At 29.9% G+C, this 19,871-nt stretch carries 18 protein-coding genes and 1 pseudogene; 1 reads left to right on the forward strand and 18 read right to left on the reverse strand.

All coding sequences use genetic code 11. From position 1 onward, the window contains the following. Positions 1-122 (forward strand): annotated as a pseudogene (locus P8K68_RS00850) (IS1595 family transposase); the annotation flags it as partial. Between the two features lie 14 nt (positions 123-136). Here the strand turns inward: P8K68_RS00850 and P8K68_RS00855 are convergent. From P8K68_RS00855 to P8K68_RS00940, 18 genes are all read right to left on the reverse strand, one after another. After that, the gene (locus tag P8K68_RS00855; RefSeq protein ID WP_300247256.1) at positions 137-796 is read right to left on the reverse strand and encodes a hypothetical protein; all 660 of its coding nucleotides are present in this window, start codon (positions 794-796) and stop codon (positions 137-139) included. Further along, entirely contained in the window at positions 796-2,229 is a 1,434-nt protein-coding gene (locus P8K68_RS00860; RefSeq protein WP_300247258.1) for an MBOAT family O-acyltransferase, read from the reverse strand. Before P8K68_RS00860 ends, P8K68_RS00855 begins: the two co-directional genes overlap by 1 nt. 26 nt (positions 2,230-2,255) lie before the next feature. Beyond that, positions 2,256-3,653, reverse strand: coding sequence for a UDP-glycosyltransferase (locus P8K68_RS00865; RefSeq protein WP_300247260.1), 1,398 nt, complete (start codon positions 3,651-3,653; stop codon positions 2,256-2,258). Between the two features lie 40 nt (positions 3,654-3,693). After that, on the reverse strand, positions 3,694-5,400 hold the full coding sequence (gene asnB, locus P8K68_RS00870) for an asparagine synthase (glutamine-hydrolyzing) (protein ID WP_300247262.1): 1,707 nt from the start codon (positions 5,398-5,400) through the stop codon (positions 3,694-3,696). Then, the gene (locus tag P8K68_RS00875) at positions 5,400-6,098 is read right to left on the reverse strand and encodes an acylneuraminate cytidylyltransferase family protein (RefSeq protein WP_300247263.1); all 699 of its coding nucleotides are present in this window, start codon (positions 6,096-6,098) and stop codon (positions 5,400-5,402) included. The genes asnB and P8K68_RS00875 overlap by 1 nt, the downstream gene beginning before the upstream one ends. After that, positions 6,098-7,258, reverse strand: a complete 1,161-nt coding sequence (neuC, locus tag P8K68_RS00880) for a UDP-N-acetylglucosamine 2-epimerase (RefSeq protein WP_300247265.1) — start codon at positions 7,256-7,258, stop codon at positions 6,098-6,100. Before neuC ends, P8K68_RS00875 begins: the two co-directional genes overlap by 1 nt. Positions 7,259-7,397: 139 nt before the next feature. Further along, positions 7,398-8,393, reverse strand: a complete 996-nt coding sequence (locus P8K68_RS00885) for an N-acetylneuraminate synthase family protein (RefSeq protein WP_300247267.1) — start codon at positions 8,391-8,393, stop codon at positions 7,398-7,400. A 91-nt stretch (positions 8,394-8,484) separates the two neighbouring features. Next, positions 8,485-9,306 (reverse strand): polysaccharide pyruvyl transferase family protein, encoded by an 822-nt coding sequence (locus tag P8K68_RS00890; RefSeq protein WP_300247268.1) that lies wholly within the window; start codon positions 9,304-9,306, stop codon positions 8,485-8,487. Beyond that, positions 9,306-10,397 carry a glycosyltransferase gene (locus tag P8K68_RS00895; protein ID WP_300247270.1) on the reverse strand — a complete coding sequence of 364 codons (1,092 nt, stop codon included), beginning with the start codon at positions 10,395-10,397 and terminating at the stop codon, positions 9,306-9,308. Before P8K68_RS00895 ends, P8K68_RS00890 begins: the two co-directional genes overlap by 1 nt. 11 nt (positions 10,398-10,408) lie before the next feature. Then, entirely contained in the window at positions 10,409-11,269 is an 861-nt protein-coding gene (locus tag P8K68_RS00900; RefSeq protein WP_300247272.1) for a hypothetical protein, read from the reverse strand. A gap of 26 nt (positions 11,270-11,295) precedes the next feature. Then, positions 11,296-12,450, reverse strand: a complete 1,155-nt coding sequence (locus P8K68_RS00905; protein WP_300247274.1) for a glycosyltransferase — start codon at positions 12,448-12,450, stop codon at positions 11,296-11,298. 15 nt (positions 12,451-12,465) lie between these two features. Further along, positions 12,466-13,716, reverse strand: coding sequence for a UDP-glycosyltransferase (locus P8K68_RS00910; protein ID WP_300247276.1), 1,251 nt, complete (start codon positions 13,714-13,716; stop codon positions 12,466-12,468). Next, the gene (locus P8K68_RS00915; protein ID WP_300247278.1) at positions 13,713-14,657 is read right to left on the reverse strand and encodes a glycosyltransferase family 2 protein; all 945 of its coding nucleotides are present in this window, start codon (positions 14,655-14,657) and stop codon (positions 13,713-13,715) included. The genes P8K68_RS00910 and P8K68_RS00915 overlap by 4 nt, the downstream gene beginning before the upstream one ends. Further along, positions 14,654-15,574 carry a glycosyltransferase family 2 protein gene (locus tag P8K68_RS00920; protein WP_300247279.1) on the reverse strand — a complete coding sequence of 307 codons (921 nt, stop codon included), beginning with the start codon at positions 15,572-15,574 and terminating at the stop codon, positions 14,654-14,656. Before P8K68_RS00920 ends, P8K68_RS00915 begins: the two co-directional genes overlap by 4 nt. Before the next feature lie 7 nt (positions 15,575-15,581). Next, positions 15,582-16,406, reverse strand: coding sequence for a glycosyltransferase family A protein (locus P8K68_RS00925; RefSeq protein ID WP_300247281.1), 825 nt, complete (start codon positions 16,404-16,406; stop codon positions 15,582-15,584). Between the two features lie 12 nt (positions 16,407-16,418). Then, positions 16,419-17,330 (reverse strand): glycosyltransferase family 2 protein, encoded by a 912-nt coding sequence (locus P8K68_RS00930; RefSeq protein ID WP_300247283.1) that lies wholly within the window; start codon positions 17,328-17,330, stop codon positions 16,419-16,421. Positions 17,331-17,347: 17 nt separating this feature from the next. Continuing rightward, positions 17,348-18,463 (reverse strand): glycosyltransferase, encoded by a 1,116-nt coding sequence (locus tag P8K68_RS00935; protein WP_300247284.1) that lies wholly within the window; start codon positions 18,461-18,463, stop codon positions 17,348-17,350. Beyond that, on the reverse strand, positions 18,460-19,167 hold the full coding sequence (locus tag P8K68_RS00940; protein WP_300247286.1) for a class I SAM-dependent methyltransferase: 708 nt from the start codon (positions 19,165-19,167) through the stop codon (positions 18,460-18,462). Before P8K68_RS00940 ends, P8K68_RS00935 begins: the two co-directional genes overlap by 4 nt. Positions 19,168-19,871: the final 704 nt, after the last annotated feature.

Consider the following 19,871-nt stretch of genomic DNA (forward strand, 5'->3'; position numbering starts at 1 on the left):
ATAAAATTAAAGGAAAATATCTCCAATTATACTTAAATGAATTCGTCTATAAACTAAATCGTAGATATTTTGGAGACCAACTCTTCGATAGGCTTGTTATTGCTAATATCACAGGATTATGACTTATAACGGATATTCAAACTAATTTTTTTATTAATTCAAATTCCTCATTGGTATGGCTAAATTTTTCTGGCAACTTTCCAGAAACTTCTAAACCAACTCCTCGCTTTGGGTTAAAACCAAACTTAATTTCTTTCTTGGCTTTTTTATTAATTATTGTCGCAAAAAACTCTCTAAAGCCAACAACTTTATCATATTTCAGGTAGCGATAAAAAGGTATATAGTTATAATAAAAGTTCTCTTTATCTTTACCTAATTCTTTTTTAATTATCGGGTTTTGTATAAACGGAACCAAATTAGCTTTAAAGGTGTTTGATAAACCAGAATTATAAAAATTATAATCTATTTGCACAAAGAGACTATCAAATGTGATTTTATTTGTTTCCGCCAAGGTCAATAAAATTAACATATCTCCTAAAGAGGCTCCGGATATTCCCAAATTTACACACGATTTACCAGTTAATTTCTCAACCAATTCGCAATCTATATGATTTTCTATTCTAGAGGAACCTAAAAAAGCTAAATCGTAATGTTTATTTTCTAATTGCAGTATTTTGTGAACTTTATTTCTTGGTGCACTATTTTTAAATGTATAAGAATATAGCGCATCTAAACCATACATAAGCACGACTATTACGATTATAATTTTAAAAATATAGACTAAAAACTCTTTCATTAAAACTGAAAATATATAAATTCTTGATGATTAGAATACACACCAAATATTAAAAGCATTAAGATAACACCTATTATCTTAAACCATTTAAACTTTCCTAAAAAAGGGTGCTCTGTATGTTTATTAAGCCATTCTATAAAAATAAACACGCCTATTAGAAATAACATCTCTATACTGTAGTTTTCTATACTCAAGTATTCTATGTTGAAACTAAAATTAGTAAATAACCTTTTAATATAGTTAAATGCCACTGTGATACTATCTGCTCTAAAAAATACCCAAGCTAAGGTTACCAAAACAAAAGTAATTAGCATATTAATTAATTCTCTAAAAGAAGGTATTGCCTTATGTTCTGCAACCTGATTCGTGTATTTTCTATTCTTATTTGTAATTAACAATGGGATAAAAAATAAAGCGTGCAATGCGCCCCAAATAATGAATGTCCAGTTGGCACCATGCCAAAAACCACTAACTAAAAAAATTATAAAAACATTTCTAACCTTTTTAAATGTGCTTGTACGAGAGCCACCCAAGGGGATGTATAAATAATCTCTAAACCAGGTTGAAAGCGAAATATGCCATCTTCTCCAAAACTCTGCAACATCTCTAGAAAAATACGGATAATTAAAATTTTGCATTAACTCGAATCCGAAAAGCCTAGCAGTACCGATAGCAATATCACTATATCCAGAAAAATCACCATAAATTTGAAAGGCAAAATAAACAGCTCCAATTATTAATGTTAATGTGTTTAAATCCTGATAATTATCAAAAATAGCATTTACATAAGTAGCACAACCATCAGCTATTACTACTTTTTTAAATAAGCCCCAAATAATTAAATGTATTCCAGATTTAGCTCTTTCTAAATTAAAAGTTCTCTTTACTGAAAACTGAGGTAATAAGTTTGCGGCTCTTTCTATCGGGCCAGCAACCAATTGCGGAAAGAAAGCCACAAAGGTTGCGAAATTTATAAAGTTTCTTGTAGGTTTTAACTTTTTACGATAAACATCTATAGTGTAACTTAGGGTTTGAAACGTATAAAAAGAAATACCTACGGGAAGAATAATTTGCATAGTAGAAGCGTGCATTTTAAAGCCTAATATTGCCCAACTATCTAACCAACTCTCAATAAAAAAGTTGTAATATTTAAAAAAGCCTAACATCCCTAAATTAAAAATTAAACTTACGGCCAAAAAGTATTTTCGTTTTTTATAAACTGTTTCCTTTTCTAATTTTAAACCAATACTATAATCGATAAGTGTACTTAAGGCAATAAGTAGTAAGAAACGATAATCCCACCAGCCATAAAAGAAATAACTAGCCACTAGCAGCAGTATGTTTTGGTATTTTTGACTTCTTTTTAATAAAAACCAGTACAAAAAAAACACTGTTGGCAGAAATAATAAAAAAGCAATGGAGTTAAAAAACATCAGTAGGGCTGTTTAAAATTGCTTTGTTAGTTTGTAGAAATTAATTTATTGATTGTACTTAGTATGCGATTAGAAGCCTGCGAGGGCGGAAAATAGTTAATTATATTAAACCAGTCTTGAGAAGCCTTTACTGTTTTAGTGGAATCAGTCAAAAGGTTTTCTAAATCCATTGAAATTTCATCGGGATGATTTAACCAGCAGACGGCATCTATAGATGGTTTAGATCTAAAATGAACAAAATCATAAACATTAACACCCTTTTCTGGTTGTTCCTCAGGATTAAAATAATTATAATTCATAAAAGCACATGGTTTATTATAAGCAGCATAATCAAAAACCATTGAAGACCCCAAATTCACAACACACTCTGTATGTTCAATTATATTCGTTTGCAGTTTATAATCCTCTTTTGTTGGCATTATACTATTCCAAACACCACCTTCTTTTTTCCAAATAGGATTTACAGAAACTATAATATCCTCGTATGCTTCTAAAATACTATCATATCTATTTGAAAAATCAACAGGGCATCTTCTAAATATAATACCAATATGATGTGTTTTACTATTTAAATTTTTAACAGCCTTAGCCAAATCCCTTAAGTAGAGTTCATCTTTGGGAGATGTTGTAATATCATCACCACTAAAACAAATGTATTTTTTGCTGGAATCAAGACCATGTGCATCAAAAAATTCGCTTCTTGATATATTTAGAGAGGCCTTAAAATGATTTTCAAACTGAGGGGTGCCCGTTACTTTTATCTGGTCAGGACTAATATATTTTTGATAATGAAGAAGTTCGTTTTTCATATAATCACTCCAAACAAAATAATAATCGGCAGTAAGAACAGTTGTTGCTTTGGGAACATTATCCCAAGAATATATAAAAGCACCTGTTAAAACACCTAAATCTTGAGCTGCCGTAAGTGGAGAAATTCCAGTTACAGCGCGCTGGCTAGTTGAAAACAAAAAGTCTGGCTTCTCTTTTTCAAGTACTAACTTACAGTGTTTGTAATATGCTGTTTTTCGTTCTAAACGAAGCATTGTTGAGCGTAGTTTCCTAATTCCATTTTCTGAATTAAATAATTCCATTATTAACTTAATAGCTATACTTTTTAAAGATGACTTTAAGTTTTTAAATGATAAAGGAAACTTATACTCTTGATATATTGAATCGTTATCTCGATTTGAAAAAAGATTAAGCTCAGTACGAATTAATGCTGTTTTAATTAAATCTGTAAACGCGCTCGGTTTGGGATTATTAATTTTTACTTCTTTAACATCCATATTTTGCATGTTAAAAGGTGTACTATTCCAAAACACTAATTCGATATTTTTTTCTTTTGCTAAAATTGGAAATGAGGTATAGGTGAAATTTCGAATACTAACTCCATCTGATACTAAAACAAAAACCTTTTTACCCATTCTATGTTTTGTAATTTAATTTTGAATGTTGAAATTATTTCTATTCCAAATCATTTTTGCTTAATAATAGACTTGTATTAATCCATTGCCATATATGAAAACTACTATCTTGATCTCCATCAAAATAAGCTTTCAATTCTTTATCCAATAGATTATTGTTAAACCAATTGAGTACCTTTAAATTATTAATTTCAGAATGCACCCAATCTTTCAAGTCATTTGCTAACCACTCGCGTTGCGGAGTTTGTAATGCTCTCTTTGGTGCGTATCTAATATGTTCTGGTATATAATCTGAAGCTAAAATACGTAATAAATACTTTTGTGTATTTTTATTTATTTTATATTCCAAGGGTTGCGCAAAAGCAAATTCCACCAATCGATAATCTAAAAAAGGTTCTCTCAATTCGGTACTTGCCGCCATAGAGAGCCTATCATTAAAACGCAAAGCCCTTGGTATTTTAGTGTAAAACAAATCTCGATATTGTAAGTTTTTAACAGCATCATCAAAAGGTTTTGGATATTCTATTTTCTCAGCTAAATTTAAAAATTCTGGTTTCATTACACCTGCTCGAAAAGGAGATTTGGTTACTCCTTGAATAATACTGTTTGAATTTTTAACGTAATAATCATAGCCCGCCCATTGCTCATCCATCCCTTGTCCATCCAATAAAACCACAACGTCGTTTTTTCGAGCTCTTTTAAAAATCTCACCATATGCCAGAGTAGGAATTCCGCCAAAAGGCTCGTCTTGCGAATCACTCATGTTCTTACTTAAAATCTCAATATCATTCGATTTTAAAAGTACTTTAAACAATGGGTTATCTGTATTATTCATCAACGCTTCTACCCAGGGTAACTCATCATAATCTGAATTATCAGTGTAAAATGTGTACGCATTAATATCTTTTCCTTTCTCGTTTTTATTAACTAAAGCTAATAGCATAGAACTGTCTACACCACCACTTACGTTAAAGCCCAAAGGAACATCTGTCCTAAACCTTATATTAATACTATCTTCTAATAATTGTTTATACGTAAATTTCGCTTCTTCAAAAGGAAGTTGAGTTTCATACTTCTTTATTTCTTCCTCAAAAAAATACCATTTCTCTATACTTATCTCACCATCATTATACGTTAAAGAATGCCCGCCTGGAAGCTGTAAAACACCTTCCCAAAATGATTCATTTGGCATACCATAACTACCAAAAGCAAAATAATTAGCCCAAACTTTATTGTTTGTTTTCTTCAAAATACCGGCAGAGAACAACGTTTTAATTTCTGAAGCAAAATAAAAAGAATCTTCTTTTAATGTGTAATAAAATGGTTTAACACCAAAACGATCTCTTGCGGCGAATAATGATGAACTTCGAGTATCCCAAATTACAAATGAGAACATACCATTTAATTGAGATAAACATGCCTTACCCCATTTTATATATGCTGCTAACAATACTTCTGTATCAGAATTTGTAGAAAAATCATAACCACTATTTAACTTCGATTTTAGCTCTATATAATTGTATATTTCACCATTAAAAATGAGAATATATCTTTTATCTTTAGAAAAAAAAGGTTGATTTGAACTGGGTCTAGGATCTATTATAGATAATCTATTATGACCTAATGCCACATCTTTTTTAAGACATTTACCTGTAAAATCTGGTCCACGATGATGCTGAGTTGAAAGCATTTTATTCAAAACACTTGCATTAGCTTTTTTACCAATAATTCCTACAATACCACACATTACAAATTTAGTTTTTTCGCTATTGCAACCGCTTTTTCCCAATCCTCCATAGTATCAATATTAACATTAAAATCGGGTGGTGATTCTATGTAAGCTAACGTATTTCCGTAAAGTGAATTTTGATTTAAAAGCACATCTGTTTTAGTTAGATAAATTATACCATCTCTATGATATGACACAGGTAAATCTTGCCGTCTTGAAATAATTGATTTTTCACCAGTTGAGAGCTCTAAACAATCATACTCATCAACTTTAAACGTCCAATGCGGATTGTATTCATCTGGTACTTTTTTCACAGAAACCAATGCGTCTGCATTGCTCTCCATAAACTTTTCAATAGCATTATCTATAAATTTTGCTGTTTTAAAAGGGCTAGTAACTTGCAACAAACAAACAGCATCAAACTGAACACCCTGATTCTTATAAAATTTTAAAGCATGCTGTATAACGGGTAATGTTGGCGAATTATCTTGTGCTAAATCTGAGGGTCTTTTAAAAGGCACTTCTAAATTTAGCTGATTGGCTACCTGAATTATGGCATCATCGTCAGAACTTAAAATTACTTTAGAAATATGCTTTGATGCTTTAGCAACCTCCACTGTATATTGTAAAAGCGGCTTACCTTCTAAAATTTTAATGTTTTTACCGGGTACTGTTTTTGAGCCTCCTCGTGCTGGTATAATGCCTAAAATATTCATTAGTAAGTAATAGTTTTATGAAAACGTAATTTAACATCCGCTAAAATATCAGCTATTTTTTCACCAGAATTACCATTACCATAAATAGTACTCTCTTTTATTTTATCTGCAATTTCTAATCTATTAACTATAGCATTCTTAATAGCTTCACTGGTGTAAGATACATCAACAACATTCTCGCTTCGAGCTCTTCCGTGTTGTCTTGTTCCTATATTTACCACCGGTACGCCAAGAAAGGCACACTCTCTAATCCCAACACTAGAATTACCAATTAAGCATTTACTATTCATTAATAATCTTAAAAAATCCTCTGGTAACATATTTTTAAAAAAGTGAATATTCTCAGGTTGATAATTTTCACGATATGATCTTATTCCGTTTGAGGTTCCGTCTGCACCAGCATCTACATTAGGCCAAAACCAAAACGTTGGAATTCCCAATTCATGTACAACTTTTAAAGTCGTTGTTACATGAACCCTCGCATCATCGTACTCCGTAGTTACAGGATGTTGCATAACAACCATATAACCATTTTTCCAGTCTATATTCTTCCCTACACCTCCATATTTTTCAATAGGATTAAAGTTTAACTTTGGAGATTTTTTAACTTGATTTGCAATGTCAATTGATGGACAACCTGTATTAAATACGTAATCTTCGTCCTCACCCATTTTAAGCAAACGTGTTCTTGCTTCGCTTGAAGCCACTAAATGAATATCTGCTAGTTTTGTATTCGCATGTCTTACTTTTTCGTCAATATTCCCAGTAACTTCCCCTCCTTGTATGTGTATTAATGGAATATTTTGATAAGCTGCAGCAATAGAAGTAGCAATGGTTTCAAAACGATCGGCTATTGTTACCACCGCATCTGGCTGTAAATTATAAAAAACAGTTGCCAATTCCATAACGCCTAACCCTGTAGTTTTTGCCATAGAGGTTTTGTTTTCCCCTTCTAAAACCATAAATACTTTGGCATCTATTTTAAACCCATCTTGTTCTATATAATCAACCGCATTACCATAACGATTTAACAATGCAGAACCTGCTATAACTAATTGCAATTCTAAACTTGGATGTTTTTTAATTGCTGTTAAGGCTGTTTTTATTCTACTATATGATGGTCTTGCCGTTATTACAACACAAATTTTTCGTTTTGTCATTATAAGTTAAATGCTTTCTATAGATAAGTTAATTTAGTTTTAAAAATTCGTGTGATCTTAAAAATTTATAAAAGCGTATTCACTCGTAATATACTGAGAAACTTGAAAAGTGCTGGATTTTTTGCAATATTTCTCAACTTCATACATCATTTACTTTTAAAAAATCCCATTGTTTTAAATCATGTAATAATTCTTTTCCAATTATACTTTTAAATGCTGAAGCACTTATACCTCTATTTGCAGGTTTTTTTGCTTCTAAATCTTCAAATTTAATTATATGCCCTTTTTTTAAGTCTTTATTTACTGCTAACGATTTTTCAAAAATTAATTTTAATTCTGAAAACTTACTTATATCGTTCTTATTAATTGGTGATTGATTCGCTATTTCAATATTCTTAACGGCTTTAACTAATGTCTCAATCTCTTGAATGGTTAATGAAGACGATGTGTCTGGTCCAAAAACATCTTTATTAAAAACGGCATGAAATTCAAATATTTGAGCTCCTAAAGCGCAAGCTCCAATACAAGTTTCTATTTTTGCTGAGTGATCTGAAAAACCTACGGGAATATTGTAACGATGTCTTAATTCTGTAATTACATTTAACCCATATTCATTGGGTTGCGTTGGGTAAGCTGTAGTGCATTGTAAAATAGCTAATTCAATCTGCTTCTCTTTCAAAAACTTTACAGCGGCATCCAATTCGTTAAAAGAACTCATTCCAGACGATATAATTACTGGCTTTTTAGTTTGAGAAATACGCTCTAAAAGCAAAAAATTAGTAATCTCACCAGAACCTATCTTATAACGTTTAACACCTACCTCTTCTAATAAATCTACGGCAGCATTACTAAATGGGGAGCTCATAAACTCTAAACCAACTTCATCACAATGTTGTTTTAAACCTTGCCATTCGGCAAGTGAGAACTCCATACGCTTCCAATAATCAAAACGTGTTGCATCTTGATCAGAAATCTTTACACGAAAAGGCTCGTAAATACTACTTTCTGCCTCTGCAATATGAGTTTGAAATTTAAGAGCATCTATACCAGTCTTGCACAATGCATCAACATAGTCATGAGCAATATTGATACTACCGTTATGTGCTTGACCTATTTCGGCAATAAAAAAACTCATTTTGTTTAACTTTTCTTAATATATAATGGCAATTTAATAATTTATCCTAACTGATTAAAAGGAAAATGTCTTTTAATTACACTTATTTAACTTACACAAATGGACACACATCCATTAAGCCTTTTTGTAGCTTGTTCAGCGTGTCTTTGGATGGTAATGCACTTCCATGTTGTTCAAATATTTTTTCTGAACCTACACTATCGGCTAAAACTTCCATACCAATAGGCTTATAAGATGTTATAGCAACCGATTTAAAATAATCTTTAAACTTTATATCATCTCCAAATAGTTTGTCTGAAAACTTAATCCACAAAGCTGGAATTTGGTAGGCATGAGACACTATAATACCATGTAAAGATGATGATACTATTTGTTTGCATTGCAAAATACTATCTGTTGTTTGCTCAATATTATTAGTCATTAAATCAATAACTAGAACATTATCTAAATGGTTAATATTATTCTTAACAAACTCGAAATCCACATAATGGGGTATAATGCCTAATTGGTATTTTTTGTCAATTTTAGGGTTATAGTAATTTGGTAAAAGCAATGCAGGATCTCCGAATATTTCTGGCACCACATAGCCTTGATTCATTAAAATTCTTCTTGTTTCTGGTCCTCTAACTGCTAAAAATTTTGCAGGTTTTACTAATTGATTATTTTTTATAACACCGCTGCCCCAAACAACACATTTTTTATTAATATGAGCTAAAATACTCCCTGCTGTTACGTAAATAGGTTGAAAAAAATCTAAGATGCTAAACTTTTTTGGATGAGAAAAAGCAACTTTTTTACCTGAAATTTTCTCAACTAAATATTTTCCTAAAACATCTCCATAATTTTCTTTAGTTTTTCCCATTAGTAAAGATTCACTCCACCAAAACAATCGTATTTTTTTAGGTTTAGTCATTAATTATTTAGATGTATAGAAAATTGAATAGTTTTTAAATCTTTAGAAACTTCATATGCATAATTATGGTTTCTGTAATTGAAAAGTATTTTTTGTAATATCAAATCATTCACCTCCTTCATGGATAAATACGGTTGCTTTAGCTTGTTCAAAGCCGTTTTTAGTTTGTATTTAGATGAATTATAGAAAGCAGCTTCTTTGAAAATTATTTTAACAATATCATTTTCAAAAAGTGGTAATTCATAATTTAAAACATGAATAACCTTTGCTTTAATATTATCGATTTCAATTATTTCTGAAGGATTTTTAAGTGTTTCATAGTCTGATTCCTGAAAATAATGTCTATCTTTATTTTTCTCCATGAGAAACTTTTGTGTTTCTACACGTCTTAAATAATGCCTTTGGTTAATCCGTTGAATATTCGATAATCGTGGTAATACAGTTAAATTTTCTTTAGCCTTTTGCGGATATCTTTTATGCCATTGATGAAGTAGAATATTTGATTCGCACCTAATCATTTCATAACCTGAAGTAATTAATCTGAAATTCAAATCTTCATCTTCCGAACCATAAAAATGAAAAAACTCATCGAAACCACCAATATATTCCAGAGCTTTTTTAGGAAACAAGCCAACACCAAAAGTATCCCCATAGTGAGTGGGTTTTAATTGATTAAAATCTGAATTTTCAATACTATTTGAAGTCACATTCTCTGCCAAATAACCTATTCTGAATAATGAAAATTGATTTGTATTTATTAATGACGTCATAATTTCTGAAAAATTGGGAGCCACTAAAACATCTACATCTGCAATAAAAACAGCATCAGTTTGTACTTTACCTATTCCATAATTAAGTGCTTTACTCTTATTCCATAACAATCCTTTATGCCCGATATAATAATAAGTTGCAAATTCAAAAGTATCGACAAGCTTCTTGATTTTTTTGGAATAATCTGGTGTACTACCATAATCGACAAAAACCACTTTAAAATTAATATTTTTTTGATTTTTTAAAGATAATAACGACAGTCTAACCCTAGTGTGGTCTCTATTCCTGTAAGCATATAAAAGTGTAAAAGTGGTTACCATTTAAAAATTTATTAATTTGATTTCAAATTGTAAATTGAAAAAAAAGATTTTTTAAAATGAATGTCATCTGGTTTATCTGCTTTATTAATCAGTGCCTTTAAAATATTTTTAAAATACTGCGGTATATAACCTTTTAAAGTTTTCTTTTTTACCACAGGCTTTAAACTGGACCGTTTCCCCTTCCATTTTAATTCTGCATAATCCATTTGTAAAGGTTGATTTTCAAACAAACTAGTCTGTGAAACTCGTTTAGCTAAAACATAAATATACACTGGTTTCGTATTTGTAAATTGAATTCTTTGATGAGCTTCACTAGTATCTGGAACATTATAAAACGTTGTTTCCTTATCGTCTACAAAAAGAACAACATCCATTATCTCGAAGCCATTAGTTTCACAAAAAACGCGATAAAATAATTCTGAACTAAATTGATAGAAACCATGACCAAAAAAATTATTACAAGGATAAATACCCATAAAATGGCCACCAACTTGGGTTAATTCCATACAATTTTTTATGGCCTGCGGAAAATTGAAAACATGTTCTAATGTTCCTGAATCTAATACAAGCGAGTACTTATTTTTATATTCATTTGATAACGGCTCATTCAAATCATGAATAATGGTTGCATCTTCATAATTAGAAGCATCAATTGAGTGCACGTTTTTTGCTCCAATTTCTTTAAAAAAAGCGTCGGCAAAAGTATTATTTTTACTTATAAGCTTAGATATGTTATTAATTGAATACCCAAACTTCTTTAAACTTAATGCCAAATGATCGGGACTTAAATGAAGATTTTGTCTTCCCACCATGATTAAATTATTTAAATTAATGTGCCGCTTAAGTTTTGCACTTAAAATTAATTCACACATGTTTTTAGTAAGCCCCATATTGTAATCTATTGTGTTTTAATAGTATCCTTTTTTAACTCAGTATATTTTCCTAATACACTACTTTTTATAGTCTCATATTCCAACTTATCTCTCAATTTTCTATTTATACTAAATGCTTTTTCTACAAGCTTCTTATTGTGTATTACAAGCTTTATTTTATTTTCAATCTCATTAACATCTTCGCTGTTGTTTATCAAAGTCCCATTTTGTCCATCATCAACTATTTCTGCTGTGGCATTACCAGGATTGGATTGAATTGGGTAAGCCCCCATTACTATAGCTTCCAATAATGTATTTGGCATGCCATCTGATATTGAATTACCAATGTAAATATAGGCTTGCCCCATCAATTTTAATAATTCTACGTGTGGTAATGACCCTGTACTTCTAAAATTTCGCCATGAATTGAATCCTTTAGCCTCAATATGCTCTCGTACTAAATCGTTTTCAGAAAACACAACAATATCAAAATCCGTTAAGTCATTTTTCAGGCTTAAAATAGCGTCTAATACTATATTACAACGTCCAAATTTATGCTGGTATCCTTTTATTAAAATAATTTTCCTATTTTGAAAAGGCATATTAAAAGACTCATATTTTGAAATAGTATAACCTCCACCTCCCGGATAAGCACCAAGAAACTCACCTTTAAAACCACGCTTTTTTGCTAAATGATAATCGCGTTCACAATCTGTAAATAAGTATTCTATATGTGGTAATGTTTTTTGTATCCCAATTAAATAGTTCTTTTCATTTTGATAGTAAAATAAATCGTTACCCCAAGCTGAATAAATCCATTTTACATTCGCGTATTTCTGCATGACACTTAAAATTGGAACACACGACATATACATTACAAAACTTTGCACTACATCTGGCTCTATTTCTTTAATCAGTATTTCAAAAACTATAGCTGTTTTCCGATCATTAAAACGTTGTATTTTTTGATATAGTTTCGGATATCTTTTTTTTATAAAAAATCGCCCCGGAAAATCCCACTTTCGTTTCCATCCAACAATTTGATTTACCCATGATATGGCTTCAACCTTTCTGTTTCCATCATTTATATCAAACCAATAAACCTCGTGTCCTGCATCTTTTAGTTGATTTGTCCATCTAAAAAAATGAATAGACGACATGGATACCATTAAAATTTTCATCTAAATATTTTCTTTTTAAACTTTATTCAGTAAAACCTCTTTACTATAATCTATAGAAAGATAATGCAATAAATCGGGTCTGTTAAGCACTAAATTGTCAGGATTCTGTTTCCAAGTTTCATATAAATTAACAATTGCTTTTGCTAACTTTTCAATTTCATCAAAATCAAATAAAAACGGGTAATCATTTCCTAAAAGCCTTTTACATTCACTATAATAAGGCCCAATTAACAAAATAGGTTTGTTCGCCGCTATACAATGTGGAAATTTACCTGGCAAAAAGGGACTGATTTCAGATTTTGCTTCTAAAATAACGTTAATACTAGTATGCTGCTGCATAGCATAAACTTTATGAAAACTCTCATAATCAGGGCTTATGTGTAATTGTGGAATACTACTTTGTTTTCTTTTTAAATACTCTTGAAAAATAGATTTTTTACCTATAAATAATAAAGCAGAATCGTTTTTAGCTTCAGGTTTTAAATTCAAAAATTGTTGGTATGCCTCGACTAAAGGGTATGGATCTCTTAAATTCAACAAATTACCTGCGTGTAATAAATTAAACTTCCTTTTGTCAAAATACTCTGGTAACTGACCATCAATTTTAGCAGTAACCAACGGATGTGGCAGAATAATACTCTTTCCTTTTACATTTACATAATAACTTTCCATCCACTCCTTAAGAAGTAAACTAGGAAATACTATTTTGTGGGCTTTATCAATAATATCCATGAAGAAATACCTCTTTTTTTTATAACCATATTCTATGTAATTATAAGGTCTAGGGTATAAATGATGTGGATAGGGATCATGAACAAACGCAAACCATTTACGATGCCATTTTGATAATTTTAATAAAGCAGCATGTGAACGAAAACTAGATCCTTGACTAAATGTCCAAACCATATCATAGTCTTCAGTATCTACTTTTCTAAGCACTTTATAAATGCTATTTCTATCACTAAAAAACCCAAATGAGAAACCAAACAAAACGCTTGTAAAGTCACCTACATCTATCTTTAACCAACGTAATAATAGTCTATGAAACCGGCTAAGAAGACACATTACACTAAACTTGGATTCATAAATAGCGGTACATTTTACGCCTTCTATAGTTATTTCTTTTTGACTGTAGTGATAAACTTCTGGATTGAAGCCAGCTGATTTAAAACTGTTTATAAAGGCCAAACGGCCCTTTGCAGCACTATTAGCATTGACATCTAAAGATTCTGATACTATTAATATTTTCGATGAGGCTTTAATCATAATTTAAACAATGTTTCACCTCGTTTAGTGATTCTATATAAAGGGATGTATAAAAATATCACTTTTAAAAGACCTAACTTAAAATGTACAATAAAAATTATTGAAATCAATTTAATAATTTGCTTATAAAGTACACTATCATAGTTAAAGAATATTGTTTTTTTTACTGCTTGAAGCATTTTGTTTAGCAAAGCTTTTTGATAAATTTTACTTAAACGCCGCTTATTATAAAGGGTTTTCAAAATAATATATCTCGAAAAAAAAGTCGATTGAAACTTGTTTTTAGAAACATCATTCCCAATACAATCTTGATGTCTTCTAACATAAACGGTTACTTTATTAAAAGTGAAATAATTTAGACCATCAATGACTTGTAATAAATGAAAAGTCCATTCTTGAGAGCTAGATAAATCTTCTCTAAAAGGTTTTGGATGTAATTGAGATTTCTTCCATAAAACAGCGGCTGTTTGCCAGCTTACTTTGGAAGTTAACATATCTTCTGTTAAATCACTTTTTGAAAATATATTAGACCATTTCTGTTCACTATCTCCTATAAAATCTTTAAAAATTCCTGCTTCTGAAACTGAGGCTTCTATATTTTGATGTTTTTCATGAATAGCTATATGACTTTCGATATGATTGCTTGTTAACAAATCATCACTATCTAGCCAATTAATGTATAGTCCCTTGCTATTTTCTAACCCAAAATTCCTGCAAGCGTTTGCACCTTTTAAACGGTTAGATGGCCTTTTAAGATAACTAAACCTTGAATCTGCCGAACAGAATGTTTTAACAACATTTTGAGTATCATCATCAGAATGATCATCTACAACTATACATTCAATATTTTGATAGGACTGATCTTGAACACTTTTTAAAGTATCCAAAATAAGATACCCTCTATTATAGGCTGGTATAATTATAGAAACTAAAACACTCATGTAATATAATGATATCCTTTTTTTATGTTAATAGACCTGCTCTTTATTATATTAACTTTTGATTTTTTTATTAATTTAAGTTGCTTAAAATATCCCTTAACGTATTGCAAATTTAACTTTAATACAGATTTAGCAAGATTTTTCAGGGCTTTAATATACTCTTGATTAAACGTATTTTTTGTAAATGGCTTGTTAATATCTCCATATTTTAAGCCAATAAATTTTTTATATGCGGTAAAGTATTTTTCAGAAAATTTAGCATTTAAAATAGATGCTCTATTTTCTCTATCATGTTTTATAAAAGCAAAGTTTGTAACACCAATTTTAATACTGTGAAACCGTGCTCTTTGACAATAGTTTTCATCTTCGCCATAATGAAAAAATAAGGGGTCGAAACCACCTATAATACTTAAACTTTTTTTAGAAATTAACCATGCTGCTGCATTTACATATAAAACATCAACAACCTCTTGCTTTGATTTTTTTTCTAAAAACTGATTTGAAAATGAGTGACTTGTAGTTAGATATTTTTTAAACTGAAAATCTAAATCTGTTCCCTTTCCATTGTAATGTATGGGGCTTAAAATGCCATATTCAGTATTTTTAATATTGAATTCTACTAATTTAGTAATAGCATTATCTTCGATATAGACATCTTGGTTCATTAAAAAAACATGAGAGGCATTTCTTTTAATGGCCTCTGAAATACCAAAATTATTTGCTCTTCCAAAACCTAAATTATTTTTTTGAGGAAAAACTAAAACATCTGGAAAATTAGATTTCACAAAAGAAATGGTTTCATCCTTAGAATTATTGTCCACCATAATAACTTCAGCTTGACCATTTATAGAACTAAGACAACCTTCTATCCAAGGCATAGCGTTAAAAGACACAATAATGCAATAAACTTTAGTCATTAAATATCTACTTTTTTTTAGTCTTAAAAGTAAGTGTCTTAAATATAACTTTCAACGCATTTTTTCTGCTATACTTTAATGCTTCGTAATCACGTTTTATCTTATTCATTTTTTTTACTATTTCAGGATAAGTTCCAATATGTTTTATAAAAAAATCAATATGCTTTTTTGTTAAATACTCATAGAGCTTTTGGTAATTGATTGGTGTAATTGAACTATTTCTTGATTCTGTTTTAATACGGTAAAAGAAACATACTTCTTGTATTTGATAAACTTTTGCACCGTCTTTTAAAATATGAATCCAAAATTCCCAGTCTTCAAGACCCTCCTTCATTTTCTCATCAAATCCACCTACCCTATTCCAATCTTCTTTTTTAAAAAAAGCCGCATTAAATATAATGTTAGATTCTGCCATTCGTTGTAGGCTAAATTCTGCCAAATCCCACTTACCTGATTGTTTTCCAAATTTTTCAGCTTGACTATAAACCAAAGACAGTTTAGGGCTATTCGATAAAGCCTCTACTGCAAATTGCATATAATCTTCTGAAATTAAATCATCTGCATCCAAACATAAAATTAAACTTCCTTTAGAAGATTTAATCCCTGTATTTCTAGCCGCAGAAACCCCGAGGTTTGATTGCATTAAATACTTAAATCTAGCGTCTTTAGATACCCATGTTTTAGCAATATCTTCTGTATCATCTGTTGACCCATCATTAACAATATAACACTCCCATTTGGCATAAGTTTGTTTGTAAACAGATTCCAATGTTTCTACCAACCAAACACCTTGGTTATGACATGGAATTATTACTGTTACTAATGGTCTCATCTATTTTTAGTATTAACTAGTAAAGAATTTATTCATTTTATTTAAAGCTCTACGCACTAAAGTATTCTGATACCAATTATAAATAAGTACTTCTGCAAAAAAGTATAAGTTCTTTTTAATCAAATTTGGATACATCATTTTAATATTTTTAAAGAGCAGTTTTTTATTAAAAAAAACATAAGACTGACTTTCATTTTTAAGCCTTTTAGATATTTTACGCCATATTTCAATTGCCGCTTCAGCTTTTTCAATATTAGTATAAATACTTGTTGAATTTTCATTGGTTTGTCTGTAATATACAGAAGTGCTTTTTGCACAGTAAAAATTATTCACATATTTAAAAATACGAGACATAAAATCACCGTCTTGATTTACAACTAAAGTTTCATCCCAGCCTCCCGATTTTAAAACTAAATCTTTACTCATTAAGTAGGCATGAATTGGGAAATAACCTTTGGATGTTGCCAATGCATTTAAAAAGTCCTTGCGATTATCAAAATCATTAAAACTGGCATAATTTGAGTATGAAACTAATTTATTTGAATTTATAAACCTACCCCAAGTTGATGTTATTAAGTCTGAAGGGGCTTCTTTAATTAGTGAAACTTGAATTTCTAATTTATTGGGCAACATCAAATCATCACTATCTAGCCACTGTATATATTCTCCTTTACAAATCTCGAGACCATAATTTCTGCAAGCATTAGCTCCTTTAGGTTTTTCTTTAGGTCTCTCATAATAATGAAATCGCTTATCTATCTGCATGTATGAATCCATAAATTCATTAGTGTTATCTGTACTTCTGTCATCAATAACGAAACATTCCCAATTCTGATAAGTTTGAGCCAATACACAATTTAATGTTTCATCCATAAGATGTACACGATTAAAAGTGGGTATAATTATGGATACTAATGGCTTCATATATTAATATAAATAATTTAACTAACAGTGGACTCTAAAATGTTCTGTAATTTATTAATATGCTGTTCCAAACTAAAATTATTACTAATATTTATTTTACCTGCCGCTCCCATTTTTTTTGCTAATGAAATATTATCTAAAACTTGAAGCATGTGGTTACTCATAGCGATTATATCATGCTCTTTGCATAAAAGCCCTGTTTCTTTATGTTTTATAACATCTGATATGCCAGAATGATACGTTGAAATTACTGGTAAACCTGCTATACTTGCTTCAAGAATTGCTACTGGAGTACCTTCCATATCACCATCTTTAGCAGTTATTGAATGCTGAACAAATGCTAGAGATTCTTTTAGCAAATCTCTGTATTTATCTGGAGTTATAATGCCCAAGAGCTTTACCGAATCTTCTAATTGATAATATCTTATTAAATTTTTACAAGTATTTAATAAATAACCATCTCCAGCCATTAGAAGTGTTGCATCCGGATGAATTTTTAACACTTTTTTAAAGGCCAAAATAGTATAATAAGGTGCTTTTTTATCTGTAAACCTGCCAATAGCTATAAATTGTTTTTTTAAAAATTGAGGCTCTAATTTTGAAAACTCGATTGAGGCTGCGCAAGGATTATATTCAATTTTACTTTCTAAACACCCTAAATCCTTAAGCTTATCTTGCATGATTTTAGAAACCGCAATCACTTTATTAGATATTTGAAAAACCTCTTTATAGTTATTACAGTTTTTAATAATTTTATTTCTGCTGGCGTCATAACCATGAAAATGAACTATTACAGGCAAATTTGAGGCTTTTATAATATAAAGTAAATTGAATGCATGGTCACCATACTCAACCAAAATCACATTTATCTTTTGCTCTTTTAGAGATTTAATGATAGAATATTCTCGAATATAAGTAGATGGCTTATTGAACAACTTAGTATATACTTTAAGTAGTAAATTTGTAAACTTATTTGATAATACTTGGTGATTTTCTAATTTCATATTAGAAACGGGGCCATAATAATAAAAAACAGTGTCTTTTAGTTTGTTTTTATGGGCCTGAATAAATGTTTCTGAATATGGGTTTTTATTAGGCGTAAATAAAGCTATGTTTAAATTATTTGTTTTCATTTTCTTGCAGTTCCATATAACCCTGTTATCATTTGCCCTTCTTTAAATGTAACGCTTTCTGGCTTATCTAGTTTAATTAAATAATTCATTACTGGTTTTACAGCATATAACAACCATTTACGCTTAGCTTTAGGCATAGGGCTTCGTTTAACCCACAACCCTAACATTTGAGCCATTGCGCCATGCCAACCTCCAGTTGCTTTAATACGGATTTCTTTGAACCCAGAATTTTTCAAATGTCGTTTTAATGAAAAGGGAGTATAACGATACTCATCATAGGGTACTTCATGTAAATTCCATAAAAATGGTACTGTAAAAAAGAAAACACCATTGGGCTTTAAAACACGATTCACTTCTTTTAAAACTGTTTCAGGTTCTGGACAATGCTCTAAAACTTCAGTACCAATAGCACAATCAAAACTATTATTTTTAAATGGCATTACGCTTCCATCCCAAATAAAATCTGGTTTTACTTCAACATCATAAACTAATGCCTGTTCAATATCTAAACCAACATAATCTAAAACTTTCGATTGCTCTAAAATATAATCTTTGTAAGGCATTTTTCCACAACCAATATCTAATTGCTTGCCTTTGAATAAAGGTAATGAACTTTTTAAAGCATTAAATATTGATTTACGAATAAAAAAATTATGTATGTTGTTATATGTCAATTTTTTATAAATAAAATCATCTTTTATCATTGTATAAATATAGATTTAATTAATATTAAAGTTTACCAAATTATAAGTTTTTTATAGAATCTCCACTTAATAAAACCGAATACTTTTTTTTCATTTTCAAAAACCTTACTTCTATATATTTATAAGATAAATGAGAAAACAAAATGGTTAACAAAGTAACACTTACCAATAATATAAAACTCCATAAATAATATGGGATTGACATTAACGATAAACTGGAAAACAATTTTATACAAATAACTACGGAAAATAAATGATATATATATATTCCATATTAGATCTTACCCAAATAATTTAAATACTTGTTTTCAAGCTTTAGTATTGATCTTTTATTAATGGATACGTTTATAAGTATTATAATAACCATCAAAGAAGTCAATTCATTTTTCATTAGACTAAAATAAATCCCTATTTTATAATTAGATAAAATAAATAAAAATATTATAATAGCACTAATTTGAACGAATCTAAAAAAATTACCCTTAATAAAATCTTATTTTTATTGAATACTATGAGTGATCCTCTACCACTAATATTCATACACGAAATTCGAGTTCGTTCTATAATACCAATTATATTTTAAAACGAGCCTAATTTTTTGTATATTTCAGTCATGGGAATGACATCAAATTTAAAGATCAAAGAAAGTATATCCAGTTTAGAGGCTGCTTTCAAATCATCGGACAACTTTAAGGTCCGCCAGC

This window comes from Algibacter sp. (genome assembly GCF_029245835.1).
Classification (GTDB): Bacteria; Bacteroidota; Bacteroidia; order Flavobacteriales; family Flavobacteriaceae; genus Algibacter_B.